We start from the raw sequence: 24,710 nt of genomic DNA, 5'->3' as shown, positions 1-24,710 counted from the left end.
ATCGTGGCGCGCGACATCGCGGCTCCCCTCACTGTCCCCACCCATCACCAGGAGCTGATCTCCTGGGTCGACGAGATCGCAGCCATCACCCAGCCGGACCGGGTGGTCTGGTGCGACGGCTCCGAGGCCGAGTACGAGCGCCTGTGCGGGGAGCTCGTCGCCAAGGGCACGTTCACCAAGCTGGACGAGATCAAGCGGCCCAACTCGTACTACGCCGCCTCCGACCCCACCGACGTCGCCCGCGTCGAGGACCGTACGTTCATCTGCTCCAAGGAGGAGAAGGACGCGGGGCCGACCAACCACTGGAAGGACCCCGCGGAGATGCGGGAGATCTTCACGGGGGAGAACGGTGTCTTCCGGGGGTCCATGCGCGGTCGCACCCTGTACGTCGTGCCCTTCTGCATGGGGCCCGTCGGCTCGCCGCTCTCCGCGATCGGCGTCGAGATCACCGACTCCGCGTACGTCGCCGTCGCCATGCGCACCATGACCCGCATGGGCCAGGCCGTCCTGGACGAGCTGGGCACCGACGGCTTCTTCGTGAAGGCCGTCCACACCCTCGGCGCGCCGCTGGAGGAGGGCCAGGAGGACGTCCCGTGGCCCTGCAACTCCACCAAGTACATCTCGCACTTCCCCGAGGACCGCGAGATCTGGTCGTACGGCTCCGGCTACGGCGGCAACGCCCTGCTCGGCAAGAAGTGCTACGCCCTGCGCATCGCCTCCGTCATGGCCCGCGACGAGGGCTGGCTCGCCGAGCACATGCTCATCCTGAAGCTGACGCCGCCGCGCGGTGAGGCCAAGTACGTCGCCGCCGCCTTCCCGTCGGCCTGCGGCAAGACCAACCTCGCCATGCTGGAGCCGACCATCCCCGGCTGGACCGTGGAGACCATCGGCGACGACATCGCCTGGATGCGGTTCGGCGAGGACGGCCGCCTCTACGCCATCAACCCCGAGGCCGGCTTCTTCGGCGTCGCGCCCGGCACCGGCGAGCACACCAACGCCAACGCCATGAAGACCATGTGGGGCAACTCCGTCTTCACCAATGTCGCGCTGACGGACGACGGCGACGTGTGGTGGGAGGGCATGACCGAGGAGGCGCCCGCGCACCTCACCGACTGGAAGGGCAACGACTGGACCCCCGAGTCCACCACGCCCGCCGCCCACCCCAACGCCCGCTTCACCGTCCCCGCCGGACAGTGCCCGATCATCGCGCCGGAGTGGGAGGACCCCAAGGGCGTGCCGATCTCCGCGATCCTCTTCGGCGGCCGCCGCGCCTCCGCCGTCCCGCTGGTCACCGAGTCCTTCGACTGGCAGCACGGCGTCTTCCTGGGCGCCAACGTGGCCTCCGAGAAGACCGCCGCCGCCGAGGGCAAGGTCGGCGAGCTGCGCCGCGACCCGTTCGCCATGCTGCCGTTCTGCGGTTACAACATGGGCGACTACATGAACCACTGGGTCAAGGTCGGCGCCGACAAGGACCAGGCCAAGCTGCCGAAGATCTACTACGTGAACTGGTTCCGCAAGAACGACGCGGGCAAGTTCGTGTGGCCCGGCTTCGGCGAGAACAGCCGCGTCCTGAAGTGGATCGTGGAGCGCCTGGAGGGCACGGCCGAGGGCGTCGAGAGCCCGATCGGCATCCTGCCGGCCAAGGGCGCGCTGGACGCCGAGGGCCTGGACCTCTCCGAGGCCGACCTCGACTTCCTGCTCACCGTCGACAAGGAGGTCTGGCGCGAGGAGGCCGCCCTGGTCCCCGAGCACCTGAACACCTTCGGCGACCACACGCCGAAGGAGCTGTGGGACGAGTACCACGCGCTCGTCGAGCGCCTGGGCTGATCCCGGCACACCCCACGGACCCCGCGGCCGGGTCCATCGGACATCCGCCCTGACCTGTGGGGCCGAACGATCCGCCGCGGTACGGGGCCTGTCGTCGCGCCAGTCGTCGCCGACGGCCCCGGAGGGCCTGTTCCCGACCAAGAACACCCCTCCCGGCCCCCGGAACCCCCTCACGGTTCCGGGGGCCGCCCCGTCTCCGCTTGTCCAGTTCTCGCCCGCACCGCTCCTGCGCCGCCCCGGTCCTCCAGGTACCGCGTGTGGGACCGCTGGCGCAGCTCCTCGGCCTCGCGCAACCCGTCCACCAGGGCCTGCGCCTCCCCGTGCAGCAGCGACACCTGCCGCTCCAGCTCCTCCTCCGGGGCCCGCCCGCCGGGGGCGAGCCGCGTCCACCACCGCGTCCGCAGATACGCGTCCACGGATTCCGGTACGTCCCGCCGCACCGCCCGCGCCACCACGTGCACGCCCTCCGGGTCGTCCGCCAGCGCCTCCGAGGCCCAGCCCGGCGCCAGGAGCCCGTCCAGCAGGCCGGTCAGCGCCTCCAGACGCTCCGCCGCGGCCGGCGGCGGAGCCACCTGCTCCAGGTACGCCCGCAAGGTCGCGAGGTCGGCCCGCAGCTCGTCCAGCCGGGACGACGGTTCCTCGAACGCGGGGGCGGGCGGGCGCAGCGGCGGGGCGAGCAGTGCGCCCGCCCCGTACAGCCCGCCGACCACCACCGGCCAGTACACGCCCCCGAACCCGGCGAAGGTGAGGAGGAGACCGCCGAGGGCCGCCGCGCTGCCGGTCAGATTGCGGGTCGATTCCAGATAGCCGAGGACCCGGGCCGCCACCGGCCTGCCCTTCCTCCGCGTCTCGTCACTGGTAGCCACGGATCTCCTCGAACGCGCCGTCCAGCGATCCGGGGCCCTCCTCCTTCGTCCCGTCGAAGAGCCGGCCGCCCGTCAGCGCGGCGATCGCCTCCAGCTCCGAGCGGTCGGAGTCCCCGAACACGACCGGGAACACCGGGGTGACCCGCCGGGCCTCGGGCAGCGCCCGGTAGAACGCCTCGAACTCCGCCGCCGACCGGCCGGCCGTGTTCTCACCGTCCGTCATCAGCACGATGGAGGTGAACGCGGACTCGGTGTCGGGACCCAGGTGGTCGTAGGCCGCGGCGAGCGAGGAGTAGATCGCCGTGTCCCCCTCGGCGCTCAGCGCCGCCGCGTCCGCCCGGATCGCCGCCGGGCCCGCCTTCGGGTCCGCCGGGTCGACGGTGTGCGTACGGACCTGCTTGACGGCCGACCCGAACGGCAGCAGCGTCACCTGCTCGCGCTCCCGGAAGTGGCCGGTCAGCCCGTTCAGCGCGGACTTCAGCTGCGCGAGGCGCCGGCCCTTCATCGACCCGGAGGTGTCCAGGACGTACACGGTCCGCGAAGGGCGTCGCAGGCGGTGTTCGTACGAGGACAGCAGCCCGTCCGCCACCGATCGCGAACCGGGGAACGGCAGTTCGCGGCGCTGCTCGGGCGCGAGCGGGTCGGCGGGACGCGCGGCGGCGACGACCGGGCGGCGCAGCGTCCGCGCGGTGATCTCCCGCTGCACGGCGGTGGACCGGAAGTGCTCGGTCAGCGTCCGCACGGCGTCCCGGGCCTCCGGCGTGGCGCCGGTGAGCGCGCTCAGCGGGTAGTCGGCGGTCACGACCCCGTCGCGCGGGCGGATCACGGTCAGCCCGGCGTCGTCGTCCCGGTTCAGCGACAGCAGCACCGACTCGTAGTTGATCAGCGCGTCCACGGTGGAGCGCCGGGCGTACGCCGAGGCCAGCCACCCCGAGGAACCGGAGGTCAGCCGCTGCCCCGCGAAGAACTCCCGCAGTTTCGGCCCGGCCCTGCGGACATCGTCGTCGGTGAGCGCCGCCTGGGCGCCGGAGAGCCCGGAGGCGATGGAGATCAGCGCGGAGAAACCGGAGTTGGAGCGGTTCGGGTCGGTCATCCCGTACGTCAGGTCTCCGGCCGCGACCGCCCGGTGGACCTGCGCCCAGCTGACCGAAGCGGCGTCCCAGCCGAGCCGCCGCATCGTCGCGGGCCGTACCCCGAGGGCGACCGGGGACGCCATCAGCGGGGTCTCCGAAGCGATCCGCCCGGCGGCCTCCGGGTCGAGGCGCAGGTAGTCGTTGGACGACAGCCACACCGCGTCGAACGCCCCGTCCGCCCTGCCGGACGCCAGGCGTTCGACGGCGTCCAGCGTGCCCGCCCAGGTGGGCCGCACGGTGATCCCGGTCGCCTTCCGCGCCTCCTCCAACAGGGCTTTCATGTCGCTGAGTTCACTGGAGGCCAGGACGCGCAGCGTGCCCGTGCGGGCCCGCCCGTCGTCGGAGCGGCCCGGCCCGGAGCCCCGCCCGTCACCCCCGTCGGACGTACAGGCGGCGAGCGGGAGCAGCAGGGCGGCGGCCAGCAGCGGGAGAAGTACGCGGCGGGCGTACGGCGGCCGACGGGCGTGGGGCGGTCGGCGGTCTCTCACGAGCGGCCCCCGTCCAGCGTCACGTCGGCCGCGCGGACCCGTTCCAGCCGGCTCCCGGCCTCGTGGAGTTCGGCGGTCAGCGACGCCACGGTGGCGGCCATGGTCTCGGTCGCCCGCGCCTTGTACGTGTCGATGGCGTCGAGCGTGGCGTAGATCTGGCCGAACGCCGTCCGCAGGGTCTCGGCCCCGACCGCCGGGTCGGCCGCGATGCGCTGGATCTCCCCGCTCTGGGTGGCGAGCATCTCCGCGTTGCCCCGGATCAGGTCCTCGGTGGTGGTACGCAGCACCCGCACCTGCTCGGTCACCCGGCGCTGGTTCTCCAGCGCCGAGGAGAGCATCACCGCGATCCGCAGCGCGGAGACGGTGGTGGTGGCCGCCCGGTCGACGCCCTTGATCAGCTCGTCGTTGTTGCGCCGTACGACGTCCATCGCCAGGTACCCCTGGGCGCAGACCGCGATCTGGGTCAGCAGATCCTGGTGCTTCTGCCGTACGGGAAAGAGGACGTCGGCCCGCAGCGCGTCCGCCCGCACCGGGTCGCCCGCATCCCCGGCCTCCGCGACGCGCCGCTCCACGACGTCGGCGAGGGCCGCGGTGAGGACCTCGTACTCCTGCAACTTCCCCATGGTGTCCCACAGGCGGGTGCGTTCGGTGTGCAACACCGCGTTGTCGCGCCGCAGTTCGTCCTGCCCGCTACGGAGCGAGCCGACGATCCGGTCGAGGGTGTCCCTGGCGGAGGCGTACCTCGCGACATGGTCGCGCAGTCGGCGTCCGCCCGGCAGCCGCGACAGCAGCCGGCGCGCCCCGCGCCCCTGGGTGTCCCGCGGGTCGAGGTCCTCCACCGTGCGGCGCAGCTCGACCAGCGAGGAGCCCACCCGGGCCGGGGCGTCGCCCTCGCCGGAGGCCAGCGAGCGGACGGTGCGGTCCAGCATCCGGTTGGACTGCTGGGCGGCGCCCCGGATGTCGCCGTGCCCGAGCGCGGCGATCTCGGCGACCCGGGCGCCGAACTCGGGGGAGCGGGCGTCGAGTCCGGCGAGCCCGTCGACGTACTCCTCGGCTCGCCGCAGCATGTCGGCGCGCACGTCCTCCGCGACCGGGACGAGCCCGGTCGCCTGCTCGGCCCGGACGGGGGCGACGGGTGCGGGCGGGGTGAGCACGAGCGGGGTGGTCGGCGGGTCGTGGGGCCGTCGGGGGTCCGGGGGCCCGGGGTGCTGTGGGCCGGTGTTCCGAGGCCCGGTGTGCTGGGTCATGGCGGAGGTCTCCTGACTGCGAGGGCTGGGCTGTGGGCCGGCCGGGGGCGTCGTCAGCCGCGGGCCCGCCGTGCCATCGAGCGCAGCAGCTCCGCGGTGGGCACGGGCGCCTGGCGCACGCCGGTCAGCCGCTGGTCGATGTAGGCGGTGTGGCCGGCCGTGGCGGCGGTGAACTCGGCCGCGGCGCCCTGCGGCCGGAAGCCGTGCCGTACCGCCAGCTTCCGCAGCCCGGGGTCGGTGGACAGCAGCTCGCCCAGCTCGCGGCCGTGATCGGTCAGCGGTACGAGGGTGTGGTCGCTGGAGACCGTGGTGTCGGGGTAGAGGACGACGAGGTCGCCGACCTCCTGTCGCTGACCGTTCATCAGGAGGGAGGCCACCTGTGACTCGTAGACCAGCACGAGAGGATTGCCGACCCCGCTGATGAAGTCGCGGAACGGCGCGTCGCTGCTGGTCTGCTGCGCGCCCTGCACCTGGACGAGCTTGCGCAGCAGGGGCGCCGTGCGCTCCACCGCCTTCGCGTCCGTGGCCACCCGGCCGCCGTCGGCGGCGTACGAGGCGGCGGCGAGGTAGAGCGCGCCGGAGTTGGACGTGACGGGATCGGTGCTCGTGATGAACACCGTGCCGCTCAACTCGGCATGTCCGGAAGCTCCCTTGAGCTGCTGCCAGGTGCGGTCGTCCTCGGCCGCCGCCAGGTAGGGGCCCATGAGCAGCGTCCCCTGCGTGGCCCACTTGGACCCGCCGCCCGGCCCGTCCGCGCCGCCGGGCCCGTCGGTCGCTTCCGGCGCGCCCGTCCGCAGCCGGGCGAGGCCGTTGGCCGCCAGGACCTCGGCGGCGTTGCGGTGGGCCACCACGACGAGCGGTGAGTAGAACGGCCGCAGCGGGCCGCCGCGGGTCTCGGCGCTCCGGCTCAGCTCATCGGCCGGGGCCTTGGAGCCGGGGAAGGCGAAGTCGTAACCCTTCAGGGGCAGTCGGTCCATCGCCCAGGATCCGGAGGTCTCCGTCCGGACGGTGAACCCGTGGGCCGCGAGGGCCTTCACGGTGTCGGGGTCGGCGAAGAACTCGGCCTTCTCCGATCCGATCACCCCGCGCACGGTCTTCGCGGCCGTGCCGCTGTCCCCGCCGGCCCCGCTGTCACGGCCCAGGGCGACGGCCGCTGCCACACCGGCGATCAGGAAGACCGCCAGGACGATTCCCACGATGCGTCTCACCCGTGCAGCGTGCTCGCGGAAACCCACATTCCGGGCCGAGTCGGGTGGACGGCAGATGAAGGAGCCATCCCAGAACGCAACGGACCGGCGGCGGGGCGGTGGCGGGCCGGCGGCGGGCGCGGAGCCTCCGGGATCCGTGGCACCCGGTCCGCACGCCGCCGAGGCGCGCGGACCGGGGCCGTCAGTGGGCGCCGACCAGCCGCGCGGAGGAGGCGGGGTCGGCGAGGGCGGCGAGGGCCGCGGTGTGGGCGTCCATCCGCTCGGCGGAGAGGATGGCGGCGGTCGTGTCGGCGCGGGACGCGGCCACCAGCAGGGCCCGGCCCGCGAGGGTGTGGGCGCGGCGGTGGAGGTTCGCGGGGGCGGCGGCGGTCAGCCCGGCGTGCCGGGCGGGCGGGGCGCCGCGCAGCCGGGCCACCTGCTCGGCGATACGGTCACCCGCGGCGCCCAGGCCCAGCTCGTCGGTGACCGCGAGGAGGGCGGCCAGGTGCCCGGCGAGCTGGATGTCCAGCTCCTCCTCACGGCTGCGGTGCGGAAAGTCCGCGTCGTCGGCCGGGCTGTGGACCGAGGGGCTGCGGATCGGCTCGTACATGGATGGCCTCCCGAGGGTGCGTGCGACCATCCTACATTGGAACGAGTCTAAAGTTGTCCATGGTCCGGAAGCGTGATCGGTCTACGGCTGTCCGTAACCGTCCAGGAAGGTGCCGATCCGGGTCACCGCGTCGGTCAGGTCCTCGACCGTCGGCAGCGTGACGATCCGGAAGTGATCGGGCTCGGGCCAGTTGAACCCGGTGCCCTGCACGACCATGATCTTCTCGGCCCGCAGCAGGTCGAGCACCATCTGCCGGTCGTCCTTGATCTTGTAGACCTTGGGGTCGAGCCGGGGGAAGAGGTACAGCGCACCCTTCGGCTTGACGCACGTCACCCCGGGGATCGAGGTCAGCAGGTCGTACGCCGTGTTCCGCTGCTCCAGGATCCGGCCGCCGGGCAGCACCAGGTCCTCGATCGACTGCCGTCCGCCGAGCGCGGTGGCCACCGCGTGCTGCGAGGGCATGTTGGCGCAGAGCCGCATGTTGGCGAGGATCGTCAGCCCCTCGATGTACGAGGTGGCGTGCGCCTTCGGGCCGCAGACGGCCATCCAGCCGGAGCGGTAGCCGGCCACCCGGTAGTTCTTGGAGAGCCCGTTGAAGGTCAGCACCATGAGGTCCGGGGCGAGGGCCGCCGTCGGGGTGTGGGTCGCGCCGTCGTAGAGGATCCGGTCGTAGATCTCGTCGGAGCAGACGATCAGGTTGTGCCGCCGGGCGATCTCGGTGAGACCGCGCAGCATTTCGTCGTCGTACACCGCGCCGGTCGGGTTGTTCGGGTTGATGATCACCAGGGCTTTGGTGCGGTCGGTGATCTTCCGCTCGATGTCCGCGAGGTCCGGCATCCAGTCGGACTGCTCGTCGCACCGGTAGTGCACGGCCGTCCCGCCCGCCAGCGAGACCGAGGCGGTCCACAGCGGGTAGTCGGGAGCCGGTACGAGCACCTCGTCGCCGTCGTCCAGCAGCGCCTGCATCGACATCTGGATCAGCTCGGAGACGCCGTTGCCCAGGTAGATGTCCTCGACGTCGAGCTCGATGCCCTTGGTCTGGTAGTGCTGCATCACCGCGCGGCGCGCGGACAGCAGGCCCTTCGCGTCGCCGTAGCCGTGCGCGCCCGCGACGTTGCGCAGGATGTCCTCGAGGATCTCCGGCGGGCACTCGAACCCGAACGCGGCCGGGTTGCCCGTGTTCAGCTTGAGGATGCGCTGACCGGCCGCTTCCAGCCGCATCGCCTCCTCCAGCACGGGGCCCCGGATCTCGTAACAGACATTGGCGAGCTTCGTGGACTGGATGACCTGCATGTCCGCGAGCTTACGGCGGCGTTTCGCGGGGTGCGCGGGGATTGGTCCCGGCGTACTCCCTCCGGGGCGTGCCCCCGTCCCGCTCCGTCTTCCATCGCCATGCCCGCCGCCGCCCCGGACCGTGGGATCGCCCGGTCGGGGCGGCGTCGCGGCTTGGAAAGGGGGCGTGGGCGGCCGGGACGGTGAGATGCGCCACGCGGGGGCCGCACGGCCCCCGGCGGGCGAGGGCGCGCCCCGCCGGGGGCCGTGCGGCCGGGGGGCTGACCGCCCGGCGCCGTCACTCCGGCAGCCGGGTGCCCTCCGGGAGCCGGATGCCGAAGTCGTCCGCCAGGACCCGCAGCGCCTCGTCGCCGTCCTTCAGCGTCCGCTCCTTGACCGTGCCGTCGTCGGCCGTCTCCACCAGGTCCAGTCCGGCCAGCAGCAGGTGCGAGTCGGGCCGGGTGCGCTGCGCGTACACCGCCTGCCGGAACGGCGAGCGCGGATGCGTCGCGATGTGCCAGTTGATCACCTCGTAGTCCGGCGCCTCGAACGGCTCCAGGGTGAACGCGTACTGCGCCTCCCACGCGCCGCCCTTCTCCGCCCGGAGCTCCCACATCGGCAGCGGGCCGTCGTGGGCGATGTGGACGAGCCGGTGGTGACGCGGGCCGTCGAACAGCTCGGCGTCCTCCACCAGCGGGATCGGCTCCATCAGGGCGCCGGTCGCCCCGAAGCCGACGTCCGCCAGATACGGGTGCGGCTCCCCCTCCACGTCCACCTTCATCAGCATGTGCGTGCGCGGCCGGATGTCGCCCGGCGCCGCGCCCAGCACCACGCGGGCGACCAGCAGCGTCACGGGGAAGCCGAGCTGCCGCAGGACGGTGGAGAACAGGGTGTTGTGCTCGTAGCAGTAGCCGCCGCGCTCGCTGCGCACGAGCTTCGCCTCCAGGTCGTCGAGCGCCAACGACGGGGCCGAGCCGAGAACGGCGTCCAGGTTCTCGAACGGGATGCCGGACAGATGTGCCCGGTGCAGGGACCGCAGCACCTCCAGGGTGGGGCGGGGCTCCCCGGTCCAGCCGATGCGGGCGAAGTACGCGTCGAGGTCGAGTGTCATACGCCGACCGTACGCAGCCGGGGCGCGGGCGCGCCTCCGGCTGCGGTCCGAGGTGCGATTCCGGAGGGCCTCGGTCGCTGGACCGAGGCCCTGGGCCGGGGCTTTGGGACGGGGCTTTGGGGCGGGGCCTCGGATCGGGGTCCCGGTCCAGGGCCTTGGGCGGGGGCCCTCCCGGACCCGGCGGCTCAGATCCTGCTCAACTCCGGTGAGAGCCGGCCCGGGCCGGGTAGCGGTGGATCATGAGCCTGTTCCGGAAGCCCCAGCCCCTCGCCGTTCTCGTCGTCCGCGACGCCCCCGATGTCGTCGCCGCACTGCGCAGTGCGCTGGAGACCGCCCCGGACGCCGAGCGCCCCGGACTGGAGCGGGCCCTCGCGCTGGCGGAGCGGTCCGCCGGGCGCCCGGACGCGGAGCTGCGCGGCCGGTGGGTGCGAGGGCGGCTGGATGCCGCCGGGTACGAGGGCCCGGCGGATGCCGTGGAGGCCATCAAGGTCCTACGCCAGGCTGAGCCCGGACTGACGCTGCTCCAGGCCGTGACGTACGCGAAGGAGACCGCGGCGTTCGAAGGCTGACGCGGAGGGGCACCGGCACGCTCGGTCCGCCCCGGCACCCGACGCGGACCGTCACATGCCGGTCATCGCCCCCGTCGAGGCGATCAGCAGCGCCGTGCCGACGCCCTGCTCCTCCGCCGTACGGAGCAGCGCCGCGTCCCCCGCCGCCGCCACGGCCGCGCTGGTCGGGTCCTCGGGCGCGGGCCCGCCCGCGTACCCCGCCGTCGCCGGGGCCATCGCCGTGAGCCAGTCGGCCAGCAGGGCGCCGAAAGCGTCTCGGTCGATCCCCGCGTCCGCCACCAGCGCGGCCGCGTGCCGGGCCCCGGCGAACATGGCGGTCATCGCACTGAGCAGCGCCACGTCGTGGAGTGCGGCGAAGCCGGGGTCGGCGCCGACGTACCGGGTGGCGGCGGGCACGGCCAGCGTCTCGCGGTGGGCGTCGAAGACCTCGCGGGAGCCGCTGTAGAAGACGTAACCCCCGGCCTCCGGCACCCCGATCATCGGCGGTACGGCCATGATCCCGCCGTCCAGGAAACGGGCACCGCGCTCGTTCGCCCGGGCCGCGCGGGTCCGCGACTCGGCCGGGGTGGAGGTCGTGAGGTCGACCAGGTCCTTGCCCGTGAGGTCGGCCTCCGCCAGCGCCTCGCGGACCGAGGCGTCGTCCAGCAGGCAGGTCACGACGAGCGGGCTCGCGGCCACCGCCTCGGCCGCCGTCGCCGCCACCCGTGCCCCGGCGGCGGCGAGTTCGGCGGTCTTCCCGGGGCTGCGGTTCCACACGGTCAGGGGGTGCCCGGCGGCGAGCCAGGTGCGGGCGAGCGCGGCGCCCATCGCGCCGAGGCCGAGCAGGGTGAGAGGGGCGGGCGTGGCGGAGGCAACAGTGTTGTCGGACATGCCGATTAGGCTGGTCGAAGGCTCCGACGGCTACAAGTACGCACTGTGAAGTGGGTGGTTACCTCATGGACAGCGACCGGTCGGGGAGGGCGGCGCGGGAGATGGCGGGTGCACGGGAAAGGGCGGCTGCACGGGGGATGGCGGGTGGACGGCTGATGACAGGGGGACGGGCGATGGCGGACGGTCAGGCGATGACGGACGGACGCGCGATGACGGACGGACGGGCGATGAAGCGGATCGTGCGGCGGCCGGGGGCGTTCGTCTGCGGGATCGACGCGGCGATGGATGTCATCGGCGGCAAGTGGAAGGTGCTCATCCTGTGGGCGCTGAACGAGAAGACCTGCCGCTTCGGTGAGCTGCGGCGGGCCGTGCCCGGGGTGACCGAGAAGGTGCTCAGCTCCCATCTCAAGGAGCTGGAGGACGACGGCATCGTGCACCGCGAGGTGTATGCCGAGGTGCCGCCGCGCGTGGAGTATTCGCTCACCCCGCTGGGGTTCTCGCTGAACGCGGCGCTGGAGCCGCTGGGTGCGTGGGGCCGTGACCACATCTACCGGGGCGCGGAGGAGCCCGGGACGGAGGCCGCCGCCGAGCCCGTGGCGGGGCCGGGACTGCGGTAGCCGTGGCGGCGGCCGGAATCGACCTCTTGTGACGGCCTGACATCTGCGCCAACATGCGCATGTCAAAAGCCGGAAGATCTCCGGCCCTTGGCATCACTGGAGGTACCCCCCACATGAACAAGCCTCTCGTCGGTGCGTTTCTTGCTGCCCTGCTCCTGGGAGCGGGCGTCGCGCCCGCCGTCGCAGCCGATCCCGCACAGCAGGCAAAGGAAGCCGCGCCCAAGGCCGGCCCCGCGGCGAAGGCGGTGACCTTCGCCGGGACCGTCGCGCTCAGCAACTGTTCGGGCTCCGTCGTCCGCGCCCCCGACGCCGCCCCCACCGACCCCGCCCTCGTGCTCTCCAACGGGCACTGCCTGGAGACCGGCTTCCCGGGACCCGGCGAGGTCGTCGTCGACCGGCCGTCCTCCCGGACGTTCACCCTGCTCAACGCCTCGGGCCGGGGTGTCGGCACCCTGAGGGCCGGCAAGATCGCGTACGGCACCATGACCGACACCGATCTCTCGCTCTACGAACTCACCAGCACCTACCAGCAGATCGAGGACAGGTACGGCATCCGGGCGCTGGAGCTGGAGACCGCCCACCCGACGGCGGGCACCGCCATCACGGTCGCCTCCGGCTACTGGAAGCGCACCTACAGCTGTGACATCGACGGCTTCGTCCACCAGCTCAAGGAAGGCCGGTGGACCTGGAGGGACTCGGTCCGCTACACCCCGGAGTGCCGGACCATCGGCGGCACGTCCGGCTCGCCGGTGATCGACGACGCCACCGGCAAGGTGGTCGCCGTCAACAACACCGGCAACGAGAGCGGCCAGGAGTGCACGGACAACAACCCGTGCGAGGTCGACGAGAACGGCAACGTGACCGTCCGCGAGGGCATCAACTACGCCCAGCAGACGTACAACATGGTCCCGTGCATCGGGGCCGGCAGCAGGATCGACCTCGACCGTGAGGGCTGCGCGCTGCCCAAGCCGTAGCCGCCTGGAGCCGCATGGGCGCGCCGGGCGGTCCTGGCCTCGGTCAGGGCCGCCCGGCGCGCGCCGCCTCGATCCCGTCCAGCAGCACCCCGAGCCCCACCCGGAAGGTCTCACGGGCCTCCCGCTCCGGATACGGCACCGCGTCGACGCCTTCGGGCACGGCTCCCGGACGCGGCTCCACCGGCCCCTCCGCCTCCAGGCGGCTCACCGCGGGGAAGCGCTCCGCGAAGTCGGGGACCAGCTCCAGCAGGGCCGCCGAGCGCTCCGCCCACCACTCCTCGTCGGAGCTCCCCGTGGCCGCCGCGGCCAGCCGGGCGTCGGCCACCGCCTGCGCCGAACCCCGAACCAGCGGGAACAGGGTCCCCACCAGCCGCCGCACCACCCCGGCCGGCAGGCCCGTCGCGCGCAACAGGGCCACCAGCGTGTCCAGGCCCGCGTACTCGTGCGGCCCCAGCACCGGGCGCGCCTGCGAGACCTGGAGCACCCACGGGTGGCGTACGTAGAACTCCAGGACCTCCCCGGCCCAGGCGGTGAGTGGCGCCCGCCAGTCGTCCGGGCCCGACTCCGGGTACGCGGTGGGCAGTTCGGCGTGGACGGCGTCGTACATCAGGTCCAGCAGCTCGCTCTTGCCGGGGACGTAGGTGTAGAGCGCCATCGCCGTGCGTCCGAGCCGGTCGCCGACCGCGCGCATCGACAGGGCCGCCATCCCCTCCTCGTCCGCCAGCGCCACGGCCGCCGCGACGATCGCGTCCACGCTCAGCCGGGGCTTGGGCCCCGGGCCGCCGCGCGTCGGCGGCGGGGCGTCCGAACGCCACAGGAGGGAGAGGGAACGGCGCGGATCGCCCTGTCCGGCGAAGACCACCACGTGCGACTCCTTACGGCGTAAAGTAACGTCCGGCGGGTAATTCATTACGCCGTAAGGTATCAACCTCCACAGGAAGAGGGGTCGGGTCGCGATGGGTCAGGCTGTGCCGGTCACGTACGTACGGGTCGTGGACATCGAACGGGTCACCCCCGGGACGGCCAGGATCGGCTTCACCGCCGACGCACTTCCCGGGCTCCTGGAGGACCGCCCCGACCAGCAGATGAAGCTCTGTCTGCCGCGCGCCGGACAGGTCGCGCCCCCGCTGCCGGAGCGGGAGGCCGAGGACCCGTACGGCATGCGCTGGTACGAGGCGTACCTCGCGATCCCGGAGGCGGAGCGGCCCTGGATGCGCAGCTTCACCGTCCGCTCCTACGACCGCGAACGCAACGTGATGGCCGTCGACTTCGTGCTGCACGGCGACGGCGGCCCCGCCTCCCGCTGGGGAGCGGCGGCCCGGGTCGGCGACGTCCTCGGCATGGTCGGCCCGTCCTCCCTCTACGCCCGTCCCCTGCCCGCCGCCCGCCGTATGCTCCTCGCCGGGGACGAGACCGCGCTCCCGGCCATCGCCACGGTGCTGGAGGCGCTCCCGGCCGGGACCGGGGCTGTCGTGTACGCCGAGGTCGCGGACGCGGCGGAGGAACGGGAACTGCCGGCCGCGGCGGGCGGGGCCGAGGTCCGCTGGGTGCACCGCGAGCGGGGCGGCTCGCTGGTGGACGCCGTACGGGACGCCGGGGCGGACCTCGACGGGGTGGACGCCGCCTGGGTGGCGGGCGAGGCGTCCGTGGTCCGCGCGCTCCGCCGCCACCTGGTCGAGGACCGCGAACTCGCCAAGACCGCAGTTGAGTTCAGCGGCTACTGGCGGCGCTCGCTCACCCAGGACGACGCCCCCACCGAGGAGGACCTCGCCTGGGCGGCGGAGCGGGCTTCGGAGGCTTCGGAGGCTTCGTAGGGGCCTCGGGTGGCGGGCGCCTCGTGGGCTCAGCCCGTCGTGGCTCCCGCTCCCCGGACCGCCCGGCCCGCCAGGACCGGCGTGCGCTTGCCGTCCTCGATGACGAAGCGGCCGTCGATCAGGACGTGCGGGATGCCCACCGGCAGCGTGCGCGGCTCCTCGAACGTGGAGCCCGCCGCCACCGTCTTCGGGTCGAACAGCACCAGGTCCGCGCGGTAGCCCTCGCGCACCAGGCCCCGGTTCGCGAGCCGCAGCCGGGCGGCCGGGCGCGAGGTCAGATGGGCGACGCACTCCTCCAGCGACAGGATCCCCAACTCCCGGGCGTACCGGCCCAGGTACTGCGGGAACGTGCCGTACGCCCTCGGGTGCGGCTTGTCGCCCTGAAGGATGCCGTCGCTGCCGCCGGTGTGCACCGGGTGGCGCATGATCTGCCGGACGTTCTCCTCGTGCCCCACATGCTGGAGGATCGTCGTCCCGAGCCGGTCCTCGGTCAGCAGCCGCCGCGCGGTCACCCAGGGCTCCTCGCCCCGCAGCCGTGCCGACTCCTCGACCGTACGGCCCACGTACTCGCCCAGGTGCGGCGCGCTCACGCCGGAGATCTCGATGGTGTCCCACTCGATCGGCACCCCGTGGCAGCCGTCCGAGCCCAGCACCTCCAGATGGTGCCGGATCCTCTCCGCGCTCGCCGGGTCCGCGATCCGGGTGAGCACCGACTCCGGCCCTCCCTCGCTCGCCCAGCTCGGCAGCATCGCCACCAGTGTGGTGCAGCCGGGGGTGTACGGGTAGGTGTCGAGCGAGATGTCGGACCCGGCGGCCAGCGCGCCGTCCAGGAGGGCCAGGAGGTCCGGCGCCCTGCCCTTGTTGACGCCGAAGTTCATGGTGGCGTGGGCGAGATGGAGGGCGCAGCCGGCGTGGTGCGTCAGCCGGACCATCTCTTCGTACGCTTCGAGCGCGCCGGCCCCGTAACTGCGGTGGTGCGGGCAGTAGTAGCCGCCGTGGCGGGCCACCACCCGGCACAGTTCGGTGAGTTCGGCGTCGTCCGCGTACATCCCGGGGGTGTAGGTCAGCCCGGACGACATGCCGACGGCGCCCTCGCGCATGCCCTGGTCCACCAGCTCCCGCATCCGGACCAGTTCGGCCTCGGTGGCGGGCCGGTCGTCCCAGCCGACCGCGTACATCCGGACCGTGCCCTGCGGGATCAGATAGGCGGCGTTGACCGCGATGCCCTGCCCGCCGAAGTTGCGGTCCAGGCGGTCCAGATATCCGCCGACCGTACGCCAGTCGAAGTCGATGTCGCTCCCGTCGCCGTTCCAGCCGGTGATGGAGCGGCGGACCTCGGCGAGCGTGCGGTCGTCGACGGGGGCGTACGACATCCCGTCCTGGCCCAGCACTTCCAGGGTGACCCCCTGCGCCGCCTTCGCGCTGTGGTCCGGGTCGCGCAGCAGCGCCAGATCGCTGTGGGCGTGCATGTCGATGAAGCCGGGGGCGAGCGCGAGGCCGTCCGCGTCCACGGTCCGGGCGGCGGTGGGCCGGGGGCCGGGGGTGCCCTCGGGGTGGATCTCGGCTATGCGGCCGCCGTCGAGGGCCACATCGGCGCGGTAGGAGGGCTCGCCGGTGCCGTCGACGACGAGCGCGTCACGCAGGACCAGGTCCATGGGTGGCCTTTCGGGGCAGGAGGGAAGAGGGGACCGCTCAGAAGAACGTGCGGATGTAGTCGGTGACCGTGCCGTCCGCCTCGACCAGCGGGATCAGCTGCCACTTGTCGAAGCTGGTGCAGGGGTGCGAGAGGCCCATGCCGACCCAGTCGCCCACCTCCAGTCCGGCCCCTTCCTCCGTGCGCAGCCAGGTGTGCTGGTCGGAGAGACCGGTGACCTTCACCCCGGTGGCGGGCCGCACCGAGCCGTCCCGGCCGGAGCGGACCACCTGCGCCTCGGGCAGATCGAGGTCGTACGCCGCGTCCCGCTTGCCCGCGTTCAGGAACGCCTGCTCGCCGGTCGGTCGGGAGACGACCTGCGCCCAGAGCCGGAAGGCGGGCTCCAGGGCCCCCTCCTCGGGGACGCGGTTGAAGGGGGTGAGGTGCTTGTAGTGCCCGTCGTCGTGCGAGACGTACGCGCCGGAGCGCAGCAACTTCAGCACCGGCAGGCTCAGTTCGGGGATCTCGGCGAAGACGTCCGCGACCGCGTCGAACCAGGCGCTGCCACCCGCGCTGATCACGATCTCCTCGGCCCCGGCGAACCGCTTCTCGGCGTCGAAGGCGGCCGCGAGCCCGACGAGCCGCCGCAGCCAGGCCCGTACCCGCTCGGGGCCGGCGTCCGGCACCTCGCCCTCGTACCCGGCGACTCCCACCAGGCGCAGGGAACCTGCCGCCGCCACCGCGTCGGCCACGGCCGCGCAGTCGGCCTCCGTGCGGGCCCCGGTGCGCGCGCCCTCGCCCGCGCCCAGCTCGACGACCACGTCGACCGGACGGGTGGCGCCCGCGGCGCCGAGGGCCTCGTCCATCAGCTCGACGCCGCGCACGGAGTCGACGTAACAGACGAAGCGGAACGACGGGTCGGCCGTCATCTCGCCGGCCAGCCAGCGCAGGGCGACCGGGTCGACCAGTTCGTTGGCGAGGAAGATCCGTGCGATCCCGAACGCCCGGTAGACCCGCGCCTGGTGCGGCACGGCGGCCGTGATGCCCCACGCGCCGCGCTCCAGCTGGTCCACGAAGAGCCGCGGGGACATGGACGTCTTGCCGTGCGGGGCGAACGCGAGGCCGTGGCGCTCGGCGTACGTCTCCAGGAGGTCGAGGTTGTGGGCCACCGACTCGGCGGAGAGCGCGAGCACGGGGGTGGTGAACCCGCCGGTGAAGAGGTTGCGGCGCTCGGCGGCGAGCGCCCCGACGGTCAGGCCCTCCGCGTCCGGCGGCAGCGCCTTGAAGCGGTGGTCGACGCGCTCGTCGGCGAGGGAGGCCGTGAGGGACGCGGCGCGGTCGGTGGGGCTTTCGGCTGCCAAGGGGAGCTCCTCGAAGTTTGTTGCAACATATGCAACACCCATTGCGTATATCGCTCAACGCTGTCTAACATCCGAGCCGATGCCCGGTCAATGGTGACCACCGGCCCGCACGCCGATCAGCGAGGAGCCCCCAGTGCCCGGACCCGCAGCAGGGACGGCCGTCGCCGCCACGACCACCGATGTCGTCTGTCTCGGTGAGTCCATGGTGACGTTCCTGCCCTCGCAGCCCGGCCGCCTCGCCGACGTGCCCTCCTTCGGGCGCGGGATCGGCGGGGCCGAGTCCAATGTGGCCTGTGCGCTCGCCGCCGCCGGGCACCGGGCGGCCTGGGTCGGCCGGGTCGGCGCGGACGGGTTCGGCGACCACCTCGTCGAGACGATCGGGTCGTACGGGGTCGACACGTCGGCGGTCCGCCGCGATCCGGTCCGGCCGACCGGCATCTACTTCCGCACGGCCTCGGACCGGGGGACCGACACGCACGAGGTCGCCTACTACCGGGCCGGGTCGGCGGCGTCCGCGATGTCACCGGCGAACCTGCCGTACGAGGAGCTGTTCGCGGGCCGTGTCCTGCATCTGTCCGGGATCACGGCGGCGCTGTCCGGCGACTGCCTGGCGCTGCTGCGGGAGCTGACGGCCGCGCGGCCGGGGCGCCCGCTGGTGTCGTTCGACGTGAACCACCGGCCGCATCTGTGGCGGGGCGGCCCGGCCGACGCGGACGCCTCGGTGCTGCTGGAGCTGGCTCGTCGCTGTGACCTGGTGTTCGTGGGGGAGGACGAGGCGGAGGAGGCGTGGGGGATCGTGGGCGCGGAGGCGATCCGGGCGGCGGTTCCGGAGCCGGACGTGCTCGTGGTGAAGCGGGGGAGTGCGGGCGCGACGGTGTTCGCCACGGGGGTCAGCCCCGGGCCTCGCTCCCGGAGCGCCGGAGGGGCTGAGGATGCCACCGGGCTCCGCTCCCCGAGCGTCGGAGGGGCTGGAAACGCCCCGGGCGCACGCTCCACGGAGGGCGGAGGGGCTGAGGACGCCTCCGGGCTCCGCTCTCCGAGTGCCGGAAGGGCTGAAGACGCCGCCGAACCCCGCTCCCCGCACGCCGGAGGGGATGAGGATGCCGAAGGCGCAGGCCCCGACACCGTCACCCACGTCCCCGCCTTCCACGTCGATGTCGTCGCCGCCGTCGGCGCGGGCGACGCCTTCGCCGCCGGATTCCTCTCCGCCACCCTGCGCGGGCTGCCCGTCCGCGACCGCGCCCGGCACGGGCACCTCATGGCCGCCGCCGTCCTCACCGTCCCCGGCGACCTCACCGAACCGCCCGCCCGCGACCACGCCGACCGCCTCGTCGCCCTCGACGACGACGCCTGGGGGAGACTTCGTCTCGGCCCCGGCTGGACCGCAGCCGACCGGGCTTCCGAGGAGGTACGCACACCATGAGCCAGACCGTCGACCGGGCACTGAGCATCCTGCCGCTGCTCGCCCAGGGACCCGCCGACCTCGGCCAGGTCGCCGAGCGGCTCGGCGTCCACAAGTCCACGGCGCTGCGCCTGCTGCGGACGCTCCACGAGCACGGCCTCGTCTACCGCCAGGAGGACCAGCGCTACCGCCTCGGCGCCCGGCTGTTCGCCCTCGCGCAGGAGGCCGTGGAGAACCTCGACGTACGCGAGATCGCCCACCCCCACCTGGTCGCGCTCAACGACCGGTGCGGGCACACCGTCCACCTCGCCGTGTACGAGGAGCAGGAAGTCCTCTACATCGACAAGGTCGAGAGCCGCTATCCGGTCCGGATGTACTCCCGGATCGGGAAGCCCGTCGCGATCACCGTCGCGGCCGTCGCCAAGCTGCTGCTGGCCGACCTCACCGAGCCCGAACGGCGCGCGATCGCCGAGAAGCTCGACTACCCCATGTACACGTCCCGTTCGACGCCCGACGCCGCCGCCTTCCTCAAGGAGCTGGCCGTCGTCCGCGAACAGGGCTGGGCCACCGACCTCGGTGGCCACGAGGAGTCCATCAACTGCATCGGCGCCCCCATCCGCGGTGCGGACGGGCGGGTCGTCGCGGCCATGTCGGTGTCCGCACCGAACGTGGTCGTCACGGCCGAGGAACTCCTCACCCTGCTCCCGCTGGTCCGGCGCACCGCCGAGACCATCAGCCGGGAGTACTCCGGCACCAACCGACCCAAGAAAGCCTGATCAGCCATGACCGAGAAGACCGCGCTCACCCCCTCCACCCACACCACGCCGCCCGCGAAGTTCTCGCACGGTGTGAAGAAGGGGAACATCCTCCAGGTCGCCGGCCAGGTGGGCTTCCTCCCCGCCGTCGAGGGCCAGGCCCCCACCCCGGCCGGCCCGACCCTGCGCGAGCAGACCCTCCAGACCTTCGCCAACGTCAAGGCGATCCTGGAGGAGGGCGGCGCGAGCTGGGACGACGTGATGATGATGCGCGTCTACCTCACCGACGTGGACCACTTCGCCGAGATGAACGAGATCTACAACGCCTACTTCGCCGAGCAGAACCTCAAGGAGGCCCCTTCCGCCCGCACGACCGTCTACGTGGGCCTGCCCAAGGGCCTGCTCATCGAGATCGACGCGCTCGCGGTGCTCGGCTGACCGTCACGGCCCCCTGAACGGCTCGCACCCTCTTTGATCCTCTGATCCTTTGCTCCACACGCAGAACCCCTCCCGCAGTACGCCGTACGGCACGGTGCCCCGCTCCCCGGGGGCGCCGTGCCGCGCTCCCCCCTGCCCTCCAGCACCACCGGAGTCCCCATGCTGCTCGCCGCCACCCCCTCGCCGGCCGAGACCCCACCGCACACCGGTGGACTGCTCCTCCTGATCGACGGGACCGCCGGTCTGCTGACCGTCGCCGCCCTCGGCATCGCCCTCCTGCTCTTCCTGATCATCAAGGTCAGGCTCCAGCCGTTCGTCGCCCTGCTCGCGGTCTCCATAGCCGTCGGCCTCGGCGCCGGGCTCTCGGTCACCGAACTCTTCGGCACCGTGCAGAAATCCGCCGCCGTCTCGGTCATCGAATCCGGCATGGGCGGCATCCTCGGCCATGTCGCGATCATCATCGGACTCGGCACCATGCTCGGCGCGATCCTCGAAGTCTCCGGCGGGGCCGAGGTGTTGAGCGCCCGCCTGCTGAACGCCTTCGGCGAGAAGCGCGCCCCCCTCGCCATGGGGATGACGGGGCTCGTCTTCGGTGTCCCGGTCTTCTTCGACGTCGGTATCTTCGTCCTCGCGCCGATCGTGTACGCCGCCGCCAAGCGCTCCGGAAAATCGATCCTGCTCTACGCGATGCCGCTGCTGGCGGGCCTGTCGATGACCCACGCGTTCCTGCCGCCGCACCCGGGCCCGGTGGCCGCCGCCGGACTCTTCAACGTGTCGCTGGGCTGGGTCATCCTGATGGGCATCGTTGTCGGCATCCCGTCCGTCATCGCCGCCTGGGGCTACTCCGCCTGGATCGGCAAGCGGGTCTTCGTCGACGTACCGCAGGACATGGTGGAGGCCGCCGAGGAGGCCAAGGCCGCCGTCGTCGCCGAGCAGCGGGCCGCCGGCGTCACCCCGCACGAGAAGCCGGTGCCGCTCGCCACGGTCCTCGCGATCATCGGCACCCCGCTGATCCTCATCCTCGCCGCGACGTTCTCCTCGATCGCCCTGGACCCCTCCACGCCGCGCTCGGTGGTCGAGTTCTTCGGCAACCCGTTCGTCGCCCTGACGATCGCCCTGTTCCTGGCCTACTACCTGCTGGGCATCCGGCGCGGCTGGTCCCGCAAGTGCCTGGAGTCCGTCTCCACGTCCTCGCTCAAGCCCGTCGGCAACATCCTGCTGGTGGTCGGCGCGGGCGGCATCTTCGGCGCGGTGCTCAAGGGCAGCGGTATCGCGGACGCGCTCGCCGACACGTTCAACGACGTCGGTCTGCCCGTCATCCTGCTCGCCTGGCTGATCTCGGTGGTCCTGCGCGTGGCCCAGGGCTCGGCGACGGTGGCGATCGTCACGACCGCAGGCATCGTGGTCCCCCTGGTCGAGGGCCAGGACCTCTCCCAGGCCCACCTCGCGCTGATCATCATGGCGATCTCGGCGGGCTCGATCTTCGCCTCGCACGTGAACGACGGCGGCTTCTGGATGGTGTCGAAGTACTTCGGCATCAGCGAGCGCGACACCCTGAAGTCCTGGACGGTCCTGGAGACGGTGCTGTCGGTCGCGGGCTTCGCGGTCGCGGCGCTGCTCAGCCTGGTGATCTAGGGAGCGTCCGGCGGTACGGGTCGGGGCACGCGCGGACCGCGCCGAGCCCGACCCCCCGGCCCGGGGCACACCGCACCCGCCCGGGGCAGGCTCACGCCGAGCCCGCCCCGGAGGCTCGCGCCGAGCTTGCCCCGGAGGGTCGCGCCGAGCCCGCCCCGGAGGCTCGCGCCGAGCTTGCCCCGGGAGGCTCCCTCAACTTCCCTTCCGCGCCACGTAGTACACGTTCAGGATGTCGCCCTCCACCTCGCGCACCCGCACGTCACCGAACCCCGCCTCCTTCAGCATGCGCAGCGCGGTCTGCCGGCCCCATACGGTTCCCAGGCCCGCGCCGCCCTCGCTCAGCGAGGTCGTCATGCAGTAGAAGACCGAGAAGGCGTAGAGCGTGGGGCCCAGCGGCAGATCGAGGTTCTCCTCCAGCTTGCTGGAGGCCGCGATGTCCCCCATCAGGAACACCCCGTCGTCCCGCAGCGCACCGGCGACGGCCGCCAGGGTCTCCGCCGGGCGGGCCAGGTCGTGGATCACGTCGAAGGCGGTGATCAGGTCGTACGTTCCGGTCACCGCGGCCGCGTCCGCCAGCTCGAAGTGCGCGTTTTGCAGGCCCAGCCGGGCCGCCTCGTCCCGGGCCGCCGCGATACCGCCCTCCGACATGTCCACCCCGGTGAACCGGCTCGCCGGAAACGCCCGCGCCAGCAGGTTCACCGCGTGCCCCTGCCCCGTACCGACGTCGAGCACGTCCAGACCGGCCCCCGAGTCCAGCCGCTCCGGCAGGCCGGGTACCAGCGGGATGATCACGTCGACCAGCGCCGCGTCGTACACCCGGGCCGTCTCCTCGGCCTGGAGCTCCTGAAACTTCGGGTACGAGGAGTAGGGCACCCCGCCACCGTCCCGGAATGCCGCGACCACCTCGTCCTCGACCAGCCCGATCAGCGCGAGGTCCTGGAGGAAGGATGCCAGGTTGTCCGGTCCGGCGTCGCGGCACAGGGAGGCGGCGTGCTCGGGCGGCAGCCGGTACGTCCCGTCCGCCGGGTCGTACTCGGCGATCCCGCCCACCGTCACTCCGCCCAGCCACTCGCGCACATAGCGTTCGTTCAGCCCGGCGGCACCGGCGATGTGCTCACTGGTCGACGGCGGCAGCTGCGCCATCACGTCGAAGAGCCGTGTCCGGTGTCCGATGCTGCACAGATACCCCAGGCAGGAATCGTTGAGCACCTGGAGCATCCGCCCGGCGAACTCCTCCTGCCGGACCGGATCCGTGGTCCGCTCGATCGTGTGCGACATGGTGCGCCTCCTTCGGAAGCCCGCAGCGCCCCGCCGGTAACGCGCCCGCACTGCCACCCCGTGGGCGCCCGCTCCCCCCGCATCCGCCGCTCGCCGCCGGCCGATGGGTCCCCTCCAGATTTTACTGCCGTGCACGCCCCCTTGTGCTGTCCCGCCGATTGCGCTTCCTTGATCGGCATGTCCGAGACGAGCGCAACCACGGAGACAGGGGAGCCGGCCTCCCGACCGCGTAAATCCAGCTGGAAGTACATCGGCCCCGGCATCGTCGTCGCGGCGACCGGGGTCGGGGCCGGGGACCTGGTCGCGACGCTGATCGCGGGCAGCAAGTTCGGCTACACCCTGATGTGGGCGGCGGTGATCGGCTGCGTCGTCAAGATCTCGCTCGCCGAGGCCGCCGGCCGCTGGCATCTGGCGACCGGCCGCACCCTCTTCGACGGCTGGCGCAGCCTGGGCCCCTGGACCACCGTCTACTTCGCGATCTACGTCGTGGTCTGGGGCTTCATCTACGGGGCGACGGCCATGTCCTCCAGCGCCCTGCCCATCGTGGCGCTGTTCCCCGACGGGCCGGGGCTGAAGTTCTGGGCGATCGTGACCGGGCTGATCGGACTGCTCTTCGTCTGGTTCAACCGGTACGCCGTCTTCGAGAAGGCCATGACGATCCTGATCGGCATCATGTTCGTGGTGGTCATGTACGTGGCGATCCGGGTCGTCCCGGACGTCGGGGCCTCGTTTGCCGGACTGCTGCCCGCGCTCCCGGACGGCTCGCTCCTCTACACCCTCGGACTGATCGGCGGCGTCGGCGGCACGATCACCATGGCCGCCTACGGGTACTGGGTCAACGCCAAGGGCTGGAGCAACTCCTCCTGGATGAGGGTGATGCGGCTCGACAACCGGGTCGCCTACATCACCACCGGGCTCTTCGTCGTGGCGATGCTCATCGTCGGCGCCGAGCTGCTGCACGCCTCGCAGACCGCCCTCACCTCCGGCGACCGCGGACTGGTCGACCTGGGCAGGGTGCTGGAGGACCGCTTCGGCGCCGGCACCGCCAAGCTCTTCCTGGTCGGCTTCTTCGCCACGTCGTTCTCGTCGCTGATCGGCGTCTGGCACGGGGTGAGCCTGATGTTCGCCGACTTCGTGGAGCGGTTCAGGGCCCCGGCGGGCCCGGCGTCCCCCGTGATCTCCGAGACCTCCGAGGCATCCGGGGCCTCCGAAGTCTCGGAAGTGTCCGAGGAGGAGTACGCCGGTCCGGCGGTCACCGCCCGGCAGCAGCGTTCCCTGCCGTTCCGCGCCTACCTCCTCTGGCTGACCTTCCCGCCGATGACGCTGCTCTGGCTGGACCAGCCCTTCGGCCTGGTCATCGCCTACGGGGTGCTCGGCGCGTTCTTCATGCCGTTCCTGGCCCTGACCCTGATCTGGCTGCTCAACTCCTCCCGTACGCCCGGGGAGTGGCGCAACGGATGGGTCAGCAACGGGATGCTCGCCCTCTCCGGGCTGCTGTTCATCGTGCTGTGCGTCCAGCAGGTGCGCGATCTCCCCTGGTGACGGGCGGGTCCGACGAACGCCGCAGCGCCGCCGGGGGAGCGGCGGCGCTGCGGGTTCGAGGATCGTCGAGCGCTACGGGAT

Annotated in this window: 22 protein-coding genes; 10 read left to right on the top strand and 12 right to left on the bottom strand. The window is 72.6% G+C overall.

Annotation, left to right across the window (positions count from 1 at the left end):
* Nucleotides 1–3 precede the first annotated feature (3 nt).
* Nucleotides 4–1,827 carry a phosphoenolpyruvate carboxykinase (GTP) gene (locus IE145_RS01555; RefSeq protein ID WP_189518073.1) on the top strand — a complete coding sequence of 608 codons (1,824 nt, stop codon included), beginning with the start codon at nucleotides 4–6 and terminating at the stop codon, nucleotides 1,825–1,827.
* A 170-nt stretch (nucleotides 1,828–1,997) separates the two neighbouring features.
* Here IE145_RS01555 and IE145_RS01550 read toward each other — a convergent pair whose 3' ends face one another.
* The 7 genes from IE145_RS01550 to IE145_RS01520 all read right to left on the bottom strand — a co-directional run bounded on the left by IE145_RS01550 (nucleotide 1,998) and on the right by IE145_RS01520 (nucleotide 9,741).
* Nucleotides 1,998–2,654, bottom strand: coding sequence for a hypothetical protein (locus IE145_RS01550; RefSeq protein ID WP_189518593.1), 657 nt, complete (start codon nucleotides 2,652–2,654; stop codon nucleotides 1,998–2,000).
* A gap of 25 nt (nucleotides 2,655–2,679) precedes the next feature.
* Nucleotides 2,680–4,314: a vWA domain-containing protein gene (locus tag IE145_RS01545; RefSeq protein WP_229825187.1), complete on the bottom strand. Its 1,635-nt coding sequence runs from the start codon at nucleotides 4,312–4,314 to the stop codon at nucleotides 2,680–2,682.
* Nucleotides 4,311–5,561 carry a toxic anion resistance protein gene (locus IE145_RS01540; RefSeq protein ID WP_189518070.1) on the bottom strand — a complete coding sequence of 417 codons (1,251 nt, stop codon included), beginning with the start codon at nucleotides 5,559–5,561 and terminating at the stop codon, nucleotides 4,311–4,313. The genes IE145_RS01545 and IE145_RS01540 overlap by 4 nt, the downstream gene beginning before the upstream one ends.
* Nucleotides 5,562–5,614: 53 nt before the next feature.
* Nucleotides 5,615–6,757: a hypothetical protein gene (locus tag IE145_RS01535; protein ID WP_189518589.1), complete on the bottom strand. Its 1,143-nt coding sequence runs from the start codon at nucleotides 6,755–6,757 to the stop codon at nucleotides 5,615–5,617.
* Between the two features lie 193 nt (nucleotides 6,758–6,950).
* The gene (locus IE145_RS01530; RefSeq protein WP_069739027.1) at nucleotides 6,951–7,358 is read right to left on the bottom strand and encodes an SCO4983 family protein; all 408 of its coding nucleotides are present in this window, start codon (nucleotides 7,356–7,358) and stop codon (nucleotides 6,951–6,953) included.
* An 81-nt stretch (nucleotides 7,359–7,439) separates the two neighbouring features.
* Entirely contained in the window at nucleotides 7,440–8,651 is a 1,212-nt protein-coding gene (locus IE145_RS01525) for a pyridoxal phosphate-dependent aminotransferase (RefSeq protein ID WP_189518068.1), read from the bottom strand.
* A gap of 277 nt (nucleotides 8,652–8,928) precedes the next feature.
* Nucleotides 8,929–9,741: an arylamine N-acetyltransferase family protein gene (locus tag IE145_RS01520; RefSeq protein ID WP_189518066.1), complete on the bottom strand. Its 813-nt coding sequence runs from the start codon at nucleotides 9,739–9,741 to the stop codon at nucleotides 8,929–8,931.
* A 239-nt stretch (nucleotides 9,742–9,980) separates the two neighbouring features.
* Here IE145_RS01520 and IE145_RS01515 point away from each other — a divergent pair, with 239 nt between their 5' ends.
* On the top strand, nucleotides 9,981–10,310 hold the full coding sequence (locus IE145_RS01515) for a hypothetical protein (protein WP_189518064.1): 330 nt from the start codon (nucleotides 9,981–9,983) through the stop codon (nucleotides 10,308–10,310).
* Nucleotides 10,311–10,361: 51 nt separating this feature from the next.
* Here IE145_RS01515 and IE145_RS01510 read toward each other — a convergent pair whose 3' ends face one another.
* Nucleotides 10,362–11,180, bottom strand: coding sequence for an NAD(P)-dependent oxidoreductase (locus IE145_RS01510; RefSeq protein WP_189518062.1), 819 nt, complete (start codon nucleotides 11,178–11,180; stop codon nucleotides 10,362–10,364).
* A 191-nt stretch (nucleotides 11,181–11,371) separates the two neighbouring features.
* On the opposite strand from IE145_RS01510, the gene IE145_RS01505 reads away from it, so the two are divergent.
* On the top strand, nucleotides 11,372–11,797 hold the full coding sequence (locus IE145_RS01505) for a winged helix-turn-helix transcriptional regulator (RefSeq protein WP_308427783.1): 426 nt from the start codon (nucleotides 11,372–11,374) through the stop codon (nucleotides 11,795–11,797).
* Between the two features lie 113 nt (nucleotides 11,798–11,910).
* Nucleotides 11,911–12,771: a S1 family peptidase gene (locus IE145_RS01500; RefSeq protein WP_189518060.1), complete on the top strand. Its 861-nt coding sequence runs from the start codon at nucleotides 11,911–11,913 to the stop codon at nucleotides 12,769–12,771.
* Between the two features lie 43 nt (nucleotides 12,772–12,814).
* Here the strand turns inward: IE145_RS01500 and IE145_RS01495 are convergent, their stop codons facing one another.
* A complete protein-coding gene (locus IE145_RS01495; protein ID WP_189518059.1) occupies nucleotides 12,815–13,636 on the bottom strand; it encodes a TetR/AcrR family transcriptional regulator in 822 nt (273 codons plus the stop codon).
* Between the two features lie 91 nt (nucleotides 13,637–13,727).
* On the opposite strand from IE145_RS01495, the gene IE145_RS01490 reads away from it, so the two are divergent.
* Nucleotides 13,728–14,585 (top strand): siderophore-interacting protein, encoded by an 858-nt coding sequence (locus tag IE145_RS01490; protein ID WP_189518057.1) that lies wholly within the window; start codon nucleotides 13,728–13,730, stop codon nucleotides 14,583–14,585.
* Between the two features lie 29 nt (nucleotides 14,586–14,614).
* Here the strand turns inward: IE145_RS01490 and IE145_RS01485 are convergent, their stop codons facing one another.
* Entirely contained in the window at nucleotides 14,615–16,240 is a 1,626-nt protein-coding gene (locus IE145_RS01485) for an N-acyl-D-amino-acid deacylase family protein (RefSeq protein ID WP_189518055.1), read from the bottom strand.
* A gap of 37 nt (nucleotides 16,241–16,277) precedes the next feature.
* The gene (locus IE145_RS01480; RefSeq protein ID WP_189518053.1) at nucleotides 16,278–17,579 is read right to left on the bottom strand and encodes a type III PLP-dependent enzyme domain-containing protein; all 1,302 of its coding nucleotides are present in this window, start codon (nucleotides 17,577–17,579) and stop codon (nucleotides 16,278–16,280) included.
* Nucleotides 17,580–17,712: 133 nt separating this feature from the next.
* On the opposite strand from IE145_RS01480, the gene IE145_RS01475 reads away from it, so the two are divergent.
* The 4 genes from IE145_RS01475 to IE145_RS01460 all read left to right on the top strand — a co-directional run bounded on the left by IE145_RS01475 (nucleotide 17,713) and on the right by IE145_RS01460 (nucleotide 21,809).
* Entirely contained in the window at nucleotides 17,713–19,002 is a 1,290-nt protein-coding gene (locus tag IE145_RS01475; RefSeq protein WP_189518050.1) for a sugar kinase, read from the top strand.
* Complete coding sequence (locus IE145_RS01470; protein ID WP_006127175.1) at nucleotides 18,999–19,757, top strand: IclR family transcriptional regulator; 759 nt, start codon at nucleotides 18,999–19,001, stop codon at nucleotides 19,755–19,757. Before IE145_RS01475 ends, IE145_RS01470 begins: the two co-directional genes overlap by 4 nt.
* 6 nt (nucleotides 19,758–19,763) lie before the next feature.
* The gene (locus IE145_RS01465; RefSeq protein ID WP_003966665.1) at nucleotides 19,764–20,174 is read left to right on the top strand and encodes a RidA family protein; all 411 of its coding nucleotides are present in this window, start codon (nucleotides 19,764–19,766) and stop codon (nucleotides 20,172–20,174) included.
* Between the two features lie 159 nt (nucleotides 20,175–20,333).
* Entirely contained in the window at nucleotides 20,334–21,809 is a 1,476-nt protein-coding gene (locus IE145_RS01460; protein WP_189518585.1) for a GntP family permease, read from the top strand.
* Nucleotides 21,810–22,001: 192 nt separating this feature from the next.
* Here IE145_RS01460 and IE145_RS01455 read toward each other — a convergent pair whose 3' ends face one another.
* Entirely contained in the window at nucleotides 22,002–23,087 is a 1,086-nt protein-coding gene (locus IE145_RS01455) for a class I SAM-dependent methyltransferase (RefSeq protein WP_189518048.1), read from the bottom strand.
* A gap of 177 nt (nucleotides 23,088–23,264) precedes the next feature.
* On the opposite strand from IE145_RS01455, the gene IE145_RS01450 reads away from it, so the two are divergent.
* Nucleotides 23,265–24,629 (top strand): Nramp family divalent metal transporter, encoded by a 1,365-nt coding sequence (locus tag IE145_RS01450; RefSeq protein WP_189518046.1) that lies wholly within the window; start codon nucleotides 23,265–23,267, stop codon nucleotides 24,627–24,629.
* The last annotated feature ends 81 nt before the right edge of the window (nucleotides 24,630–24,710 follow it).

This window comes from Streptomyces sindenensis (genome assembly GCF_014649035.1).
In the GTDB taxonomy this organism is placed as follows: domain Bacteria; phylum Actinomycetota; class Actinomycetes; order Streptomycetales; family Streptomycetaceae; genus Streptomyces; species Streptomyces sindenensis.
This window is presented reverse-complemented; position numbering and strand designations above follow the sequence as displayed.